The sequence below is a fragment of the Bradyrhizobium semiaridum genome, from assembly GCF_020329505.1.
Classification (GTDB): Bacteria; Pseudomonadota; Alphaproteobacteria; order Rhizobiales; family Xanthobacteraceae; genus Bradyrhizobium; species Bradyrhizobium semiaridum.
Genome location: NZ_JAGKJJ010000023.1, coordinates 117,178 through 133,882 on the forward strand (window position 1 = coordinate 117,178; position 16,705 = coordinate 133,882).

The 16,705-nt window shown below is 65.5% G+C and carries 15 protein-coding genes; 8 read left to right on the forward strand and 7 right to left on the reverse strand.

Features of this window, described 5'->3' with window-relative positions; all coding sequences use genetic code 11:
- Positions 1 to 171 precede the first annotated feature (171 nt).
- On the forward strand, positions 172 to 399 hold the full coding sequence (gene rpmE / locus J6500_RS23850) for a 50S ribosomal protein L31 (protein WP_225715136.1): 228 nt from the start codon (positions 172 to 174) through the stop codon (positions 397 to 399).
- A 324-nt stretch (positions 400 to 723) separates the two neighbouring features.
- Here the strand turns inward: rpmE and J6500_RS23855 are convergent, their stop codons facing one another.
- The 3 genes from J6500_RS23855 to J6500_RS23865 all read right to left on the reverse strand — a co-directional run bounded on the left by J6500_RS23855 (position 724) and on the right by J6500_RS23865 (position 2,746).
- Positions 724 to 1,341: a LysE family translocator gene (locus J6500_RS23855; RefSeq protein ID WP_225715137.1), complete on the reverse strand. Its 618-nt coding sequence runs from the start codon at positions 1,339 to 1,341 to the stop codon at positions 724 to 726.
- 210 nt (positions 1,342 to 1,551) lie between these two features.
- Positions 1,552 to 2,064 (reverse strand): protease adaptor protein RcdA, encoded by a 513-nt coding sequence (rcdA, locus tag J6500_RS23860; protein WP_225715138.1) that lies wholly within the window; start codon positions 2,062 to 2,064, stop codon positions 1,552 to 1,554.
- A 490-nt stretch (positions 2,065 to 2,554) separates the two neighbouring features.
- Positions 2,555 to 2,746, reverse strand: a complete 192-nt coding sequence (locus tag J6500_RS23865) for a DUF1192 domain-containing protein (protein WP_225715139.1) — start codon at positions 2,744 to 2,746, stop codon at positions 2,555 to 2,557.
- 681 nt (positions 2,747 to 3,427) lie between these two features.
- Between J6500_RS23865 and J6500_RS23870 the strand changes: the two genes are divergently transcribed.
- Entirely contained in the window at positions 3,428 to 4,432 is a 1,005-nt protein-coding gene (locus tag J6500_RS23870; RefSeq protein WP_225715140.1) for an NAD(P)H-quinone oxidoreductase, read from the forward strand.
- A 114-nt stretch (positions 4,433 to 4,546) separates the two neighbouring features.
- Entirely contained in the window at positions 4,547 to 7,225 is a 2,679-nt protein-coding gene (locus tag J6500_RS23875) for an EAL domain-containing protein (protein ID WP_225715141.1), read from the forward strand.
- Positions 7,226 to 7,434: 209 nt separating this feature from the next.
- On the opposite strand, the gene J6500_RS23880 is transcribed toward J6500_RS23875, so the two are convergent.
- Entirely contained in the window at positions 7,435 to 7,692 is a 258-nt protein-coding gene (locus J6500_RS23880; RefSeq protein WP_225715142.1) for a DUF7662 domain-containing protein, read from the reverse strand.
- A gap of 122 nt (positions 7,693 to 7,814) precedes the next feature.
- On the opposite strand from J6500_RS23880, the gene J6500_RS23885 reads away from it, so the two are divergent.
- Together J6500_RS23885 and J6500_RS23890 are read left to right on the forward strand one after the other, a co-directional pair.
- On the forward strand, positions 7,815 to 9,308 hold the full coding sequence (locus J6500_RS23885) for a GGDEF domain-containing protein (RefSeq protein WP_225715143.1): 1,494 nt from the start codon (positions 7,815 to 7,817) through the stop codon (positions 9,306 to 9,308).
- Positions 9,309 to 9,472: 164 nt separating this feature from the next.
- Positions 9,473 to 9,661, forward strand: a complete 189-nt coding sequence (locus tag J6500_RS23890; RefSeq protein WP_225715144.1) for a hypothetical protein — start codon at positions 9,473 to 9,475, stop codon at positions 9,659 to 9,661.
- Positions 9,662 to 10,028: 367 nt separating this feature from the next.
- Here the strand turns inward: J6500_RS23890 and galU are convergent, their stop codons facing one another.
- Entirely contained in the window at positions 10,029 to 10,904 is an 876-nt protein-coding gene (gene galU, locus J6500_RS23895) for a UTP--glucose-1-phosphate uridylyltransferase GalU (RefSeq protein ID WP_225715145.1), read from the reverse strand.
- Positions 10,905 to 11,180: 276 nt separating this feature from the next.
- On the opposite strand from galU, the gene J6500_RS23900 reads away from it, so the two are divergent.
- Both J6500_RS23900 and J6500_RS23905 read left to right on the forward strand, forming a co-directional pair.
- Complete coding sequence (locus J6500_RS23900; RefSeq protein ID WP_225715146.1) at positions 11,181 to 12,560, forward strand: lytic murein transglycosylase; 1,380 nt, start codon at positions 11,181 to 11,183, stop codon at positions 12,558 to 12,560.
- Positions 12,561 to 12,820: 260 nt separating this feature from the next.
- The gene (locus J6500_RS23905; RefSeq protein ID WP_225715147.1) at positions 12,821 to 14,527 is read left to right on the forward strand and encodes an SGNH/GDSL hydrolase family protein; all 1,707 of its coding nucleotides are present in this window, start codon (positions 12,821 to 12,823) and stop codon (positions 14,525 to 14,527) included.
- Positions 14,528 to 14,562: 35 nt separating this feature from the next.
- On the opposite strand, the gene J6500_RS23910 is transcribed toward J6500_RS23905, so the two are convergent.
- Both J6500_RS23910 and J6500_RS23915 read right to left on the reverse strand, forming a co-directional pair.
- Entirely contained in the window at positions 14,563 to 14,937 is a 375-nt protein-coding gene (locus J6500_RS23910) for a CsbD family protein (protein WP_225715198.1), read from the reverse strand.
- Between the two features lie 63 nt (positions 14,938 to 15,000).
- Complete coding sequence (locus J6500_RS23915; protein ID WP_225715148.1) at positions 15,001 to 15,735, reverse strand: SDR family NAD(P)-dependent oxidoreductase; 735 nt, start codon at positions 15,733 to 15,735, stop codon at positions 15,001 to 15,003.
- 174 nt (positions 15,736 to 15,909) lie between these two features.
- Between J6500_RS23915 and J6500_RS23920 the strand changes: the two genes are divergently transcribed.
- Entirely contained in the window at positions 15,910 to 16,689 is a 780-nt protein-coding gene (locus J6500_RS23920) for an SDR family NAD(P)-dependent oxidoreductase (RefSeq protein ID WP_225715149.1), read from the forward strand.
- Positions 16,690 to 16,705 lie beyond the last annotated feature (16 nt).

The window sequence follows — 16,705 nt, forward strand, 5'->3', positions numbered from 1 at the left end:
GCGGACCCCCGGCTGGCAAATGGACCGAACGTCCCGATGCGGTGATGGGCTTGAGGGCGGTTTGCCGCCGGTTTCCTGACTTGTTTTGGCGTTCCCCTTCGGGTATAGAGCCGCCCAAATCCCGTATCCCAGACATCGCAAGATGGGCGCCGGCGCGCCGAAGGAACTGCCATGAAAGCCGATATTCATCCGAATTATCATACGATTAAGGTCGTCATGACCGACGGCACCGAGTATCTGACGCGCTCGACCTGGGGCAAGGAAGGCGACACGCTGAACCTCGACATCGATCCCAAGTCGCACCCGGCCTGGACCGGTGGCGCCCAGCAGATCATGGACCGTGGCGGCCGCGTGTCGCGGTTCCAGAAGAAGTTTTCGGGCTTCCTCAAGAAGGATTGAGCTCAGCTCCAATCGCTCCTTCGTGGGCCGATCCAGACGCCTCCGCTCGCGGGGGCGTTTTTGTTTTCGGGAGCTTCCACACGCGCGGTGTCATCGCCCGCGCAGGCGGGTGATCCAGTATTCCAGAGACGTCAGTGATTGAACGAGAGGCCGCGGCGCACTGGATCGCCCGTCAAGCCGGGCGATGACAGCAAGTGGGTGAATTGCACCTCCCTCCGTCATTCCGGTGCGCGCCCGTGGCGCGAGCCCGGAATCCATTCATCCACCAACTTTGCGGCCTGATGGATTCCGGGCTCTCGCTTCGCGAGCCCCGGAATGACGCGCCTACCGGTCCTGCAACACGAGCCGTGCGCCGAGCGCGACCAGGATGCCGCCGCCGATCCGCTGCATGATGCGTTGCGAGCTCCGGGAGCGCTGCAGCTTCGCCATCACGGCGCTGGCGAACAGCACGCAGATGATATCGACCAGCGAGAACGTCACATTGACGATCGCACCGAGCAGGAACAGCTGCGCCCACACCGGCAGGCTTGCCGAGGCATCGACGAATTGCGGCAGGAAGGCCAGGAAGAAGATCGCGGTCTTCGGATTGAGCACCTCGACGACGATGCTTTGCGCGAAGGCGCGTTTTCCCGAGAGCGGCACCAGTTCGGGCCGCGCCGTATCGCCGCCATCGCGAAACAGCGACAGCCCGAGCCAGACCAGATAGCCGGCCCCGGCGAGCTTCATCGCCATGAACAGCGGCGGCACCGCATGAAACAGCAGCGCCAGGCCGGCGGCCGCGGCGATGACATGGACATAGCCGCCGAGATGCAGGCCGAGCGAGGCCATCAGCCCGGCGCGCCGGCCGCCTGCCAATGTCCGCGCGGCGGCGTAGAGCATGGCCGGACCCGGGATCAGCGCGAAGGTCGCGGTCGTGACCGCGAAGGCAAGGTACAATTCCATCAATACCCTCCGCCGTCATTGCGAGCGGAGCGACTTGTCCGCCGAAGCCTCAGCGCCAGCCGCGACGCCTGCATTGCGGCGTGGATCGCGCCGAGCTCGTCGATCTTGAAGTGCGGCGGCAGATACGTGAGAGACCTCTCGCTGTCGGCGCCAGAATAGCGTCAAAGCAGCCGATGGTCAGGTCCGTCGTCCGTGGAAGAAGCGCCGGCCTTACCGCTCGAACGCCGCCTTCAGCCGGTTGAGCTGCGGCACCAGCGGGTTGCCGATCGAGGAGCGGTCCGGCGCCGGGGCATGGATCGTGGTGTCGAGGCGGCGGACGCGCGCCTGCAAATCCATCGAGCGGGCGATCAGCTGCTGCAACTGCTCGGGCAGCTTCGCGATCATGTCGGAGGGACCGGGATCGGCGGCGGTGAGCTTGACCTTGGTCTTCTCGCGGTTGGCTTGCGTGAGCGTCATCTCGCCTTCCTTGACCGCGCGGTGCAGCAGGAGCCAGGAGGCGAGCTGCATCAGGCGGGTGGTGAGGCGCATGCTTTCGGTGGCATAGGTCAGGCTGACGGAGCGCTCCAGCGCCTTGGCCTCGGTGCGGCCGTCGCCGTCGAGATAGGCCGCGGTCTGCTCGACCAGGTCCATGCCTTCCCGAAACAAGACGCCGAATGCCGCCGAATTGGTCAGCCGTTCACTGAACAGCACGAGACCGGACTCGCTCTGGGAACGATCCGCCATGGTTAACGCCCTCACACCACCGTAACGCCCACCGGCGTCTGTCGCGCCGGCTTATGATGAACAAATCATTGCGCGAGGGCGGCCAAGAGTCCAGCCGCAAGCGGATTTATGGTTTCCGGCGGCCGGGCACGCAAAAAAGAGCCGCCGTTTCCGGCGGCTTTTGAAGTTGATAACAGGGAGGCGTCAAACAGAGTGGACAGGAGCCACTCGGTGTCCAAACGAGGACAATGCAGTCATATTCGAGAAAGCTTAACCGACCGTAAATGAACTGATTTCTTCAGGCTTTGTTTGCCATGTCGGCCATTGACCGAGTTTGGCACAGGGGCGTGCTTCTTCTCCTTCCCCCTACAAGGGGGAGGTCGGGATGGGGGTCGGCCGCAGACACCAGCGGATGTAGAGAGCAGATCCCCACCCGCTTTGCTCCGACGAGCAAAGCGACCTCCCCTTTTAAGGGGCGGTGAAGGAGCGCGTAGCCCCAGAGAGATCAGTGCTACGTCTTGAAGAACGCGTTCGCAGCGTCCTTCGAGGCGCGCTTCTTCGTCATCGCCTCTTTCAGACGATCAACCTCGGCATTGAGCAGCGCGATGCGCTCGGTCAATTCCTCGACCGACAGCAGCGAGAGATCCTGTCCGATCTCGTGCGTGATCTTCTTCCTGGGACGGTCGTCATCCTCAATCGGCATATGGCTTCCGGCAATGATGATCTGGCGGCTCGCGACCAGCCAAGGCTCCGATAGTGGCGGTAAGCCTCGACGTCTCTCCAGTCGCTGTTTTCGACCCCGAACTCGAAGTTGGCTTGCCCCTTCGCCGCTTCGACGGTCTCGTGCCAAGTGTCTGTAATACATTCCCCCTGTTGGTCAAAGCGGAGTAGATACACGGCGCCATTTTCCTCGACGATCTCGATAAAGTCTGGATCAGGCAAAACCGCCATTTTCAACTCGTCGCCAACCCGCACACCAAGCAGATGCTTGGTGTTCCCGGTTATCTCTCGAATCGCCGCACGCAGTCGCATCACGGCCTCGTCCTTAAAGATCGGTACAAATTTGCGGCCTCAAGCGTGCCCCAATTTTTGGGCTCCCAATTCAGATTCTCACGCTTCACCAAGCTACCTTGACGATGGCATTCTATTGCCAAGTTTCCTTGGCCGCCATCTACATCGTTCCGCACTGGCCCAGTGGCCCATTCGCAATCTTGCCGGATGACATGGAGGCAAGTCGGCCCCAAAGCTCGGTCCGCTGGTCAAGAAGATCACGCCTGAGCGAGCAGGCCAACTGGCTGTGCGGTTCGGGGCTTGACCGCGTTTCCGTTCGGCGGGAAACGCGATATGCCATCGCCAAATCCCCTTCCTGACCCAAGGACGCACCATGACGAACCTGCCCGCGCAAATGACCGTCGTCGCCATCAGCAAGCCGGGCGGCCCCGAGGTGCTGGTGCCGGAAACCCGCGCGCTGCCGGTGCCGAAGCCGGGCGAGATCCTGGTCAAGGTCGCGGCCGCCGGCGTCAACCGTCCCGACGTCGCGCAGCGCTCCGGCTCCTATCCGCCGCCGCCCGGTGCGAGCGACCTGCCCGGCCTCGAGATCGCGGGCGAAGTCGTCGCGCTCGGCGAAGGCGCCAGGCACAAGATCGGCGACAAGGTGATGTCGCTGGTCGCCGGCGGCGGCTACGCGCAATATTGCATCGCGCAGGACGCGCAGGCGATGACGGTGCCACCGTCACTGTCGATGCAGGAAGCCGGCGCGATTCCGGAAACGCTGATGACGGTGTGGCACAACGTGTTCGAGCGCGGCGCGCTGCAGGCCGGCGAGACGCTGCTGATCCATGGCGGCTCGTCGGGCATCGGCACGATGGCGATCCAGCTCGCGAAGGCGTTCGGCGCCAAGGTGATCGTCACCGTCGGCTCGCAGGACAAGGCCGATGCCTGCCTCAAGCTCGGCGCCGATCATGCGATCAACTACAAGAGCGAGGACTTCGTCGAAGCGGTGAAGACAATCACCGGCGGCAACGGGGCCAACGTCATCCTCGACATGGTGGGCGGCGACTATATCGACCGGAACTACGAAGCCGCCGCCGTCGAGGGCCGCATCGTGCAGATCGCGTTCCTCTCGGGAACACCGAAGGCGTCGGCCAATTTCGCCAAGCTGATGGTGAAACGGCTGCATCACACCGGCTCGACCCTGCGCCCCCGTAGTAATGCGGACAAGGCGGCGATGGTCGCCGCGATCGAGGCCAAGGTGATGCCGCTCTTGCGCGAAGGCCGCGTCAAACCGCTGATGGACAGCACATTCCCGCTGGAAAAGGCTGCCGACGCGCACCGCCGCATGGAGACCAGCGCACATATTGGCAAAATTGTGTTGGCGGTTCAACGATGACGGCGGGAGCGAGGGCGGAAACCCTTTGATTCCCTTCGCTTTCGTGTCATTTATCGCGCCACCACCGAGCCGCTCGCAAGGCCCGGGCAGTTTGTCGATCGCGGAGTACTGACATTGCGTCTGATCAGGTGCCTTGCGCTGCTCGCGCTGGGCCTCATGATGTTTGCCGCTGCGCCTGCCGCGCATGCGATCGACGCCGTCAGCGTCCGCAGCGATGCGCCAGCGATCGACCTCACCGCCGTCCTCGACCATCAGCGCAGTGAAACCGACCGCATTCAGGTCTCCACCGCGCCCGGAACCGACGGCATCGTGCGCCGCATCGAGGTGCGTGCCCGCGAAGGCGGCCAGAACTGGGTGGTGTTCGCACTCGCCAACAACACCGACGACCAGCTCGACCGCCTGATCGTTGCACCGCATTACCGCATCGTCTCGTCCGGCCTGTTGTGGCCCGACCTCGGCCTGTCGCGCATCGCGACCATCACGCCGTCGGTCGGCGACCGCCCCGAGCGGCAGGAGAGCCCGACCGCCGACGTGTTCCGTATTACGCTCGATCCCGGCGCCGTCGTCACCTTCGTCGCGGAGCTGCGCACCGACAAGCTGCCGCAGCTCTATCTGTGGGAACCCGAGGCCTACAAGGACAAGGTCAACTCGTTCACGCTCTACCAGGGCATCGTGATCGGCATCTCCGGTCTGCTCGCGCTGGTGCTCACGATTTTGTTTGTGGTCAAAGGCAGCATCATGTTCCCGGCCGCGGCGGCGCTGGCCTGGGCGGTGCTGGTCTATATCGGCGTCGACTTCGGCTTCTGGGGCAAGGTGCTCGACATGTCGAACAACGCCGAGCGCGTCTGGCGCGCGGCGGGCGAGGCGATCCTCGCTGCGACCTTGCTGGTATTCCTGTTCGCCTACCTCAATCTCAGCCGCTGGCATGTGCGCTATTCGCACATCACGCTCGGCTGGCTGGTGTTCCTCGGCGCGCTGGTGGCGCTGGCGCTGTTCGATCCGGCGGTCGCCTCCGGCATCGCGCGGATGTCGCTGGTGATGATCGCGTTCGCCGGCTTTGCGCTGATTGTCTATCTCTCGACCCACGGCTTCGACCGCGCCGTACTATTGATCCCGACCTGGTTCCTGCTGGTGGTCTGGGTGGTCGCGGCGGGCATGACGGTGGCGGGCTCGGTCACCAACGACATCGTCGGCCCGGCGCTGCTCGGCGGCCTCGTGCTGATCGTGATGCTGATCGGCTTCACGGTGATGCAGCACGCGTTCGCCGGCGGCGGCGCCACCACCGGCATCGTCTCCGATGTCGAGCGCCGCGCGCTGGCGCTGACCGGCTCGGGCGACCTGATCTGGGACTGGGACGTCTCCGCCGACAAGGTGTTCACCAGCCCCGAAACCGAGGCGCTGCTCGGGCTGAAGCGCGGCACGCTGGAAGGTCCGGCCGCGAAATGGCTCGAGGTGCTGCACCCGCTCGACCAGGACCGCTTCCGCGCCGCGCTCGACAGCGTACTCGACCAGCGCCGCGGCCGCCTGGTGCAGGATTTCCGCCTGCGCACGCCTGACGGCCATTTCATGTGGTTCGCACTGAAGGCGCGGCCCGTGGTCGGCTCCGACGGCGAGGTCTCGCGCGTGGTCGGCACGCTCACCGACGTCACCGAGTTCAAGAACTCCGAAGAGCGGATGCTGCATGACTCCGTGCACGACAATCTGACCGGCCTGCCGAACCGCAAGCTGTTCATGGACCGCCTCAGCGCGGTGGCGAACCTCGCCAAGACGGTGCCGAACCTTCGGCCGACCTTGATGGTGATCGACCTCGACCGCTTCAAGCAGGTCAATGATTCCGTCGGCATTGCGGTCGGCGATTCCATCCTGCTGACGCTGGCGCGGCGGCTGACCCGCATCCTCAAGCCGCAAGACACGCTGGCGCGGATGGTTGCGATGTATCATTCCAAGCGGATCGGCGGCGACCGCATCGACGTCTACAAGCCGGCGATGCGGGCGCGCAAGACCGACCGTCTGACGCTGGAGAGCGACCTGCGCCGCGCCATCGAGCGCCAGGAGATCACCATCCTGTACCAGCCGATCGTGCGGCTGGAGGATCGCGCGATCGCCGGCTTCGAGGCGCTGGCGCGCTGGGACCATCCAAAACTCGGCCGGATGTCGCCGTCGGAATTCATCAATGTCGCCGAGGAGACCGGCCTGATCGTCGATCTCGGCATGTTCGTGATGGACCAGACCGCGCGCCAGCTCGCGGTGTGGCAGCGCGCGATGCGCGCGCGCGACCCGATCTTCGCCTCGGTCAACGTCTCGTCGCGGCAGCTGCTGCGCCACGACCTGATCCACGATATCAGAACCGTGCTGTCGCGCTCCTCGGTGGCGCGCGGCACGCTCAAGCTTGAATTGACGGAATCGCTGGTGATGGAGAATCCGGAGCACGCCGCGCAGATGCTGGCGCGGATCCGCGAGCTCGGCACCGGACTGTCGCTCGACGATTTCGGCACCGGCCACTCCTCGCTGTCCTATCTGCAGCGCTTCCCGTTCGACACCATCAAGATCGACCAGTCGTTCGTCCGCACCACCAGCCGCGGCACCCGCCCGGTGATCCTGAAATCGATTATCGCGCTGGCGCACGACCTCGGCATGGAAGTGGTCGCGGAAGGCGCCGAGACGGATTCGGATGCGGTCGAGCTCTATCAGCTCGGCTGCGAATACGCGCAGGGTTTCGCCTTCGGCGAGCCGATGGACGCCGACGCCGCGACGCGGCTGCTCACCGAGGAACGGCTCGAAGCGGCGAGCTAGGGTCGAACGACTTGCCTCTTCACCTCGCCCCGCCTGCGGGGAGAGGTCGGAATTCAAGCGCAGCTTGAATTCCGGGTGAGGGGGAACCTCCGCAGATGATCTTGTCACCGTTGACGAGGAGACAGCCCCTCACCCCAACCCTCTCCCCGTAAGAACGGGGCGAGGGAGCGCACTTTCGCTGCGGCTCCTATCGTGGCTCGTCGCTCGAGCTACCGCGGCTTCGGCATCCGCTTGAACTTCACGCTCTTCCCATCCGCCTGGCGGGTGGCGATGTAGCCGCCATCGAGGCAGGCCTCGCGTTGCGGCATCTTCTCCTGCGGGCTGCGCAAGGTGTCCCACCACGACGCCCGATGCGCGGCGCGCGGCAGCGCGGCGTCGATGATCGCCTCGATCTCGTCGAAGGTCAGCACGAATTCAGGCAAATGCTGCTTCTTCAGATAGTCGCGCAGCGCGTCGTAGTCGTTCACAACGTCCTCGGTGACAAGGTTCAGCCTTCCGGCAACCACCCGTTAACCCATTCGGCGGCCGCTGTCGCCACTTAAGGCGACAACAACGTTTCCCGATGCATGACGGCGCCCTGGAGCGGGAAATGCCATTTCAACGGGGAAAAGAGGCAAGACGGCGCTGGCGGCTTTCGGCAAAATTGCTGATCGTCTCGTCGGTCGCGACCGTGATCGGCTTCTCGGCGATCTGCGCCAGCGTGATGCTCGACATGCGCCGCAGCGAGGAGGAGATCGCCCGCCAGACGCTGGAGAACCTCGCCGCCGGCATCGACGCCGACATCAGCCGCAATATCGAGCTCTACGACCTGTCGCTGCGCGCGGTCGCCAGCAATCTGGAAATGCCGGCGATCCGCAATGTCAGCAAGGAGCTCCGCCATTTGATCCTGTTCGATCACGCCGCGACCGCCAAGCATTTCGGCGCGATCCAGGTGTTCGACCCGGCGGGCAACCTCTCGATCGACGCCGCGAGCCTCGATCCGCGACCGGAGAACCGCAGCGACGAGGAATACTTCACGGTTCACCGCGACCATCCCGACACCGGCCTGTTCATCAGCCGGCCGATGCTGCATCGTGGCGCCTATGCCATCGTGCTGAGCCGGCGCATCAGCGACGAGGACGGCCGCTTCCTCGGCGTCGTGGTCGGCTCGATCCGCTTCAGCTATTTCCACGATTTGTTCGGCCGGCTGAATCTCGCGCCCGGCGACACCATCACCGTGCTGCGCCGCGACCGCACCATCATCATGCGCACGCCGTTCGATCTCGACGTGATCGGCCGCAATCTCGCACAACAGCTGGACTGGAAGGCGGAGAACCTGAAGGAGGGCGGCGCTTTTGCTGGCAAGGGCCCGGTGGATGCGACGCCGCGGCTCTATGTCAGGCGCAACAGCGCGAGCCCGCTCTATGTTGTGGTCGGCAAGCCGCTCGAGAGCGTGTTCAACCTCTGGCACACCGAAGTGATGCGGATCGGCGCCATCATGGCGGCGCTGATCGTGTTCGTGCTCTCGACGGCGCTGGTGCTCGCCCGCGAGATCGGCCGCCGCGCTGACGCCGAGGACAAGCTCGAGGAGATGGCGACGACCGACGCCCTCACCGGCCTGAAGAACCGGCGCAAATTCGATGCCGAGATCGAGCTCGAATGGCGCCGCGCGGCGCGGCAGGGCCAGCCGATCGGGCTCTTGATGATCGATGCCGATCACTTCAAGGCCTACAACGACACTTTCGGCCACCAGGCCGGCGACCAGGTGCTGGTCGGAATCGCGATCTGCATTTCGGATGCGGTGCGCCGCGCCGGCGACTGCGCCGCGCGGTTCGGCGGCGAGGAATTCGCAGTGCTGCTGCCCGGTGCCAGCCCGATCGAGTCGTTCAACGTCGCCGAGACCATCCGCATGAAAGTCGAGCAATGGTGCGAGGGCGAGCTGATCACGACGGTGAGCATCGGCGTCGCCAGCATCAAGCCGACCGCCGCGCAGCAATGGTCCGACCTGGTCGAGGCCGCCGACAAGGCGCTCTACGCCGCCAAGGCTAACGGCCGCAACCGGTCGGTGCTCGCCAGCACGCAGAAGATCGCGCTGGTGGCGTAGCGCGGATTCACGCCCACACGTTGCACGACTCCGCGCGATGACCAGCGCCCCGGGAGCCGCCGGCAGCATCGACGTTAACCAACATGGCATATGGCGGTAGGCCGCCGGCAGGCATAGGCTGATACTCGCAGGTGTGTATTCATCAAGGGCAGCGAGGTGTCGCCATGCCATTGTTGGAATTGCCGCATTGGCTGATCATTGTCGGCGCCCTTCTGGTGATCGTCGGGCTCGTCGGGCTGGCCTTCGGCTCAAGGAAACGAGCCGAGGACGAACCCGAGTTGCTGCCCGGAGACCTCAACGCCTGGAAGGCCGAGCAACAGCGATCGCCGGAGGAGAACCGAAGCGCGGCCTGATCGGCTGGCGTCGCAGATTCGCTGATGCCGTGGGAGCTGCGTGCTCCATCGTCGTTGGGCGCAACTGCGTGACCGTCATCCTGAGAGGGTGTCACGGTGTGAGAATTGTAGCGAGCAGCCTGCCCAGGTCGTCGTCCTGACGAAAGCCAAGACCATAGCCACCGAATTCGATTGAGAGCGGGATAGCGGCTCTAGCGTCGCACGACAACAGGCGATTGGGGTAATGGGTCCTGGCTTTCGCCAAGGCGACCGTGAATACATTCACATCCTCTCAGGGATGACGGGTCGGTTGCTCAACTTGCTCGGTCATCGCCCGGCTTGAACACTTGACCGGGCGATGACAGCCGTGGTTGAGGACAAAGCTGCCTCATTCCCCCAGATACTTCTTCATCTCGGCGATCAACCCGTCGCGCAGTTCGGGGCGCTTCAGGCCGTAGGCGATGTTGGCGCGCAGGAAGCCGGCTTTCGAGCCGCAATCATGGCGCTCGCCTTCGAACTCGACGCCGTAGAATTTCTGCGACTTCGCAAGTCCGATCATCGCGTCGGTGAGCTGGATTTCGCCACCGGCGCCGCGCTCCTGGGTCTCCAGAATCTTGAAGATCTCCGGCTGCAGGATGTAGCGGCCGGTGATCGACAGGTTGGATGGCGCCGTGCCCTTCGGCGGCTTCTCCACCATGCCGTCGACCTCGAACATCTTGCCGGTGCGTTTGCCGACGCCGCAGATGCCATATTGATGGGTCAGATGATCGGGCACTGCCTCGACCGCGAGCACGTTGGCGTTGTCACCAAGCTGGCCGGCCGCCTCGATCATCTGCTTCAGACAGCCCGGCGTGTTCAGCACCAATTCGTCCGGCAGCACCACCGCGAACGGCTCGTTGCCGACGATGTCGCGCGCGCACCACACCGCATGGCCGAGACCGAGCGGCGCCTGCTGCCGCGTAAAACTCATCGCCCCGGCTTCGGGCTGGCTCTGCGCCAAAATGTCCTGCTCGGCCTTCTTGCCGCGCGCCGCCAGCGTGGTGTCGAGCTCGAACATGCGGTCGAAGTGGTCCTCGATCACGCCCTTGTTGCGGCCGGTGACGAACACGAAGTGTTCGATGCCGGCTTCCCGCGCTTCGTCGACCACGTACTGGATCAGGGGCTTGTCGACGATGGTCAGCATTTCCTTCGGCATGGCCTTGGTGGCGGGCAGCACGCGGGTGCCGAGACCGGCGACGGGAAAGACGGCTTTGCGGATTTTCATGGAGATCGGAAGCCTTGCAACGGTTGGGATTGCGCGAACTCTTTTGGCTCTGATGCGTCTTCGTCGCGCGAACCGGATTAAACTTCGCTCGAACACGCAATCATTGCACCTTGGTAACCCGGTTGCAGCCGCTAACAAAGGCGGATGTGTGGTGCGGCATCTTTTCACCGCTTCCAGCGGCGAAACCGCGCCGGGCAACAAAATCTCGCCCATGTTAAGCTGTTGGAAACCGTGGCCGGGCCTTCTGAAACGGCAGTTTTTGGCAGGCAGATGACAATGCGCTCGACGGGAACATCGACGATCAGCCGTGCGAGGATCAGCCGTGTCAGCGCGATCCTGATCGCGCTGCTGTTGCCGGCGACGGCCTCGGCCCAATCCGCGGGCAACGGGCTGACCGGCCTGATCGACAGCATCTTCTCGGGGCCGCCGCCACAGGCCGCGACCGGACCGGGCGGCGCGCCGCCGCCCTGGAGCGGTGAGGACGGCGCCTCCGGCCATCCGCTGATGACCGCGGCTGCAATCCGCGAGGCGGCATCGAACTTTCCGAACTGCGTCGCCGGCATGTGGCCGGATGCCGCACGGCGCAACATCACGCGGGAGAATTTCGAGCGCTTCACCGCCGGCCTCGAGCCCGATCTGCGCATCATGGATCTCCTGGACTCGCAGCCCGAGTTCACCAAGGCGATCTGGGACTATCTCGACATCCTCGTGAACGACAACCGGCTCGCCAAGGGCCGCGAGATCCTTGCCAAGTACAAGACGCAGTTCGACGCCACCGAGAAGGCCTACGGCGTCGACCGCTACATCATCGCGTCGATCTGGGGCATCGAGTCGAACTACTCGACCCAGATGGGCGACCGGAGCGTGGTCCAGTCGACCGCGACGCTCGCCTGCATCGGTCGTCGCCAGGCCTATTTCAAGGACGAGTTCCTGTCGGCGCTGGAGATCCTCAACCGCGGCGATCTGAAGCCCGAGCAGATGCGCGGCTCCTGGGCCGGCGCGTTCGGCCCGACCCAGTTCATGCCGACCGCGTTCAAGCGCTATGCCGTCGACAGCGATGGCGACGGCCGCCGCGACGTCGTCGACGATCCGGGCGACCTGATCGCCTCGACCGCCAACAACCTGAAGAAGGACGGCTGGCAGAGCGGTGCGAGCTGGGGCTACGAGGTCGTGCTTCCGAAGGGCTTCAACTACATGCTGGCCGACCGCGCCAAGGCGATGCCGCTGTCGCAGTGGGAGCATCTCGGCCTCAAGCGCGCCAACGGCCAGCCGTACCCGCACCCGGCCGAGAAGGCCTACCTGCTGGCGCCGGCCGGCGCCGAGGGCCCGGGCTTCCTGATGCTGCAGAACTTTCGCGTGATCATGAAGTACAACCCGGCCGAGGCCTATGCGCTGGCGATCGGCCATTTCGCCGACCGGCTGCGGGGCGGGCCGCCTTTGGTGCAGCCCTGGCCGCGCCAGGAACGGGTGCTATCGCGGGCCGAGCGGCTGGAACTGCAGCAGCTGCTGGCGCAGCGCGGCTTCTACAAGGGCACCCCGGACGGCCAGTTCGGCGGCCAGACCCGCGAGGCCCTGCGCGGCTTCCAGGCCTCGATCGGGGCGCCAGCGGACGGATTTGCCACGTCAGAGGTGCTGGACCGGCTGCGCGGGCGGTAGCGGGCAGCTCCCGTAGCCCGGAAGCAGCGCAGCGAAGTCCGGGTTCTCGCCCCTCGGGTCGACTGTTCCGGATTGCGCTTTCCGCTCCATCCGGGCTACGGGACCAACGGCGGCCCCCAAAAGTAACCGTGAAAGCCGATATTTGGCCGGCGTCTTGACGGCTGCCGGAGGCGCCCGACTTATGGTGGAAAAGCTGCCCGCTTGCGGCCCGATTCCGCTAGTATGCTCACGTACTTCCAGGACCATTGCGACCGAACCCGATGCCGAAGCCAAAGTCCTTTTTGCGCGTGTTCACCGAGGCCGGCCCGCTGGTCGCGCTGGCGGTTGCGCTCGCGCTTTTGGTCGGCATCGCGCAGCCTGCCTCGGCGCAGTTCTTCGGCTTCCCGGGCTTCGGCTCTCCAGCGCCACCCCCGCGCCATGCACCGCCACGCGGCGGTGGCGGTGGCTGGTTCGGCGGCGACTTCTTCGCGCCGTTCCAGCAGCAGGCGCCGCAATCGCAACAACAGCAGCAGCGCCCGCGCGAGGATTTCTCGCGCGCCCCGGCGCCGGCCAAGCGCGAGGCGACCGCCGAACGTAACGTGCTGGTGCTCGGCGACGCCATGGCCGACTGGCTCGCCTATGGCCTCGAGGATGCCTATTCCGACCAGCCCGACATGGGCGTGATCCGCAAGCACAAGACAGTGTCGGGCCTGATCCGCTATCAGCCCAAGGGCGATCCGGCGGACTGGGCCGCGGCCGCGCGGGGCATTCTGGCGGCCGAGAAGCCCGACGCCATCGTCGTAATGCTCGGCCTCAACGACCGCACCTCGATCCGCGAGGCGGCCATTGAGAAGAAGGCCGACAAGAAAGACGAGAAGAAAGACGCCCGCGCCAAGCCCGACGGCAAACCGGACGCAAAACCCGGCGACACCGCGGCGAAGCCCGACGACAAGCCGGTCGACACCGAACTGTCGCCCGACGACGCCGACGACGCGCCGCAGAGCGCACCGGAAAAGACCGCGCGCTCGCCGACCGGCTTCACCGAATTCCGCGACGACCGCTGGGTCGAGCTCTACAGCAAGAAGATCGAGGAAATGATCAACGTGCTGAAGAGCAAGGGCGTGCCGGTGCTGTGGGTCGGGCTGCCCGCGATCCGCGGCCAGAAGGGCACGTCGGACATGCTGTTCCTCGACGCGCTCTATCGCGACGCCGCCGGCAAGGCCGGCATCACCTACGTCGACGTCTGGGACGGCTTCGTCGATGAGGCCGGCCGCTTCATGCAGAAGGGCCCGGACTTCGAAGGCCAGATCCGCCAGCTGCGCACCTATGACGGCGTGTTCTTCACCAAGGCCGGCGCGCGCAAGCTCGCGCATTATGTCGAGCGCGAGGTGACGCGGCTGCTCGCCGTGCGCTCCGGCCCGATCGCCCTGCCGAGCGAGCCGGCAACGCCCGACACCAGCACCGAGCCGGGCAAGCCCGCGCCGCGGCCGCTGGCAGGTCCGGTGCTGCCGCTGGTCGCCTCCACGGTCAGCACCGATCAATTGCTTGGCGGACCGGGCTCGCGGCCCGCCTCGGTCGACGCGCTCGCCGCGCGGACGCTGGTGAAAGGCGAGGCACTGGCGGCCCCTGCCGGCCGCGCCGACGATTACGCCTGGCCGCGCCGTGAAATGGGCCGCGAGCAGGCCAAGGGCGACGTCCCGGTCGCCGCGACCCAGCCGGCCGCAACGGAAAAGACCGCGCCTGCCAATCCGCCGCCCTCGACCACCGCAATCGCCCCTGACGGCAGCATCATCACGGCGCCGCAAAAGCCGGCGCAGAAGCGGATCTTCCGCCCGGCCCAGACGCAACAGGCGCCACCGCAGGCCCAGCCGCAGCCCTGGCTGCGCGACCTGTTCGGCTTCGGCGGATCGCCGCAGCCGCAGCGCCCGCTGGCGCCGCGCCCACCGCGGCCGCCGGGCAATGTCGGACGGTCGGCGGCGGTGCAGTAAGTCGAACGGAGCCTCGTTCGGCCTGCGCCTTCAACTCAACCGTAATAGCGCCAGCGTGGCGGCGGGCGGCGCGGCTGGCGGCTCATCAGCAGCGCGAGCGCGAAGCCGATTCCGCCGGCGATCAGGAGCGCGCCGACCGGATTGTCGTGCACCGCCTGTGTCATCGCCTTCTGCCCGCTGCGAATGGTCTCGCCACGATGCTCATAGGCATCCTTGGCATAGCTGGCCGCGGTGTCGGCCGCATCGCGCACGGTGTCCTTGGCCTGACCATAAAGATCCTGCACGGCGCCGGCCGCCTCGCGGGCGCGGCCCGAGGCCTGCGTCTGCTTGTCGTCAGTCATGTCGCCGACAGCGCCTTCGGCCTTGCCCGCGAATTCCTTTGCCGTTCCGACAATCCGATCCTTGTCCATCATGAAAAAGCTCCCTGCATTTATCAGGGAGCTAACCTGCGAATTCTGCGCAAGTTCCTGTTGCTACAGAATGAGCCCGCCGTCGACGATGAGAGTCTGGCCGACGATGTAGGAGGCGAGCGGCGAGGCCAGGAACAGCGCGGCACCGGCCATGTCGGCGGGCGTGCCGAGCCGCTTCAAGGGAATGCGTTCGAGCGCGCCTTCGAGCCGCTTCGGATTTGCCGTCGTCACCTTGGTCATCTTGGTGTCGACGAGGCCGGGCGCGATACCGTTGACGCGGATGCCGTCCTCGGCCCAGGCCTCGCCGAGCGTGCGCGTCAGTCCCATCGCGCCGGTCTTCGAGGCATTGTAGGCCGGGTTGCCCATGGTGGAATGGTAGGCCGCGGTCGAACTGACGATGATCAGCGATCCCTTGCTTGCGCTAAGCAGGTCGTGGAATTTGGTCGCGCAGGCCATCAGGCTCATCAGATTGACCTCGAGCACCTTGCGGAAACCGTCCATCGCGAATTCCCCGCGGCGGTAAATCACCGCGCCCTGCGCCAGCACCAGCACGTCGAGCCGGTCGAACGACGGCTTGAACGCGTCGATCGCCTGCGGGTTGCCGACATCAAGTTGCGCGTAGGTGAGGCCCGAAAGATCGGAGCCTTCGTCGGCGGAATAGTCGCTGGCCTGCGCGCGGGTGCCGCACACCGCAACGCGCGCGCCTTTGGCGCGGAACGCCTGCGCGATGCCGTTGCCGATCCCGCTGGAGCCGCCGACCACCAACATCTGCTTGCCGCTGAAATCGAGCTCATTCATCGCGTGTTCCTCTCTCGCCATTTTCTTGATTCAGCATGATCCTTTGCGAAAAGCCAACGCCGGACTTGCGTTGACGCGCTGCGCGCGCGGTGGAAACGAGCCACCGGTTTGACGCGCCTCTCGATCGGTGCCAGCGTCGTGGCCCTTACAACAAGAAAATCAGCCGGGATCGCCATGTCGGACTACAAGCAGCTCAGCCGTTCGGTGAAGGGCCTCACCGTTCTCGTCACCGGCGCCGCCAGCGGCATGGGCCGCGCCACCGCGCGGGTGTTCGCCGATGAAGGCGCCAATGTCGCGGTCACCGATCTGAACAGCGAGGCGACGCAAGCGGTGGTCAACGAGATCACCGCCGCGGGCGGCTCGGCGAAGGCCTGGGTGCTCGACGTCGCCGATCGCGATGCGATCGCCAAGGTGGTCAACGACGTCGCGGCGCAGTTCGGTGGCCTCGACATCATCGTCAACAATGCCGGCATCTCGGTGCGCGTGCCGATCGACGATCCCGCTTACGAAGACGCGTGGGCCAAGGGGATCGCGGTGATGCTGACGGCACATCCGCGCATCATCCGCGCCGCGCTGCCGCATCTGCGCAAGTCGAAATCGCCGCGCATCGTCAACATCGCTTCGACCGAGGCGCTCGGTGCGACCGCGCTGCACAGCCCCTATTCCGCGGCCAAGGGCGGCGTCACCAGCCTGACCCGCTCACTCGCCGTCGAGCTCGGCCGTGAAGGCATCACGGTGAACTGCATCTGCCCGGGGCCGATCCGCACCGCGATCACCGACCGCATCTCCGAGGAGCACAAGACGATCTACGCCAAGCGCCGCACTGCGCTCGGCCGCTACGGCGATCCGGAAGAGGTCGCGCACATGACGCTCAGCCTGTGTCTGCCCGCCGCATCGTTCCTGACCGGTGCCGTGATCCAGGTCGACGGCGGGTTGATGGCGCGGAATGCCTGACCCGCGCGCGGCTGCG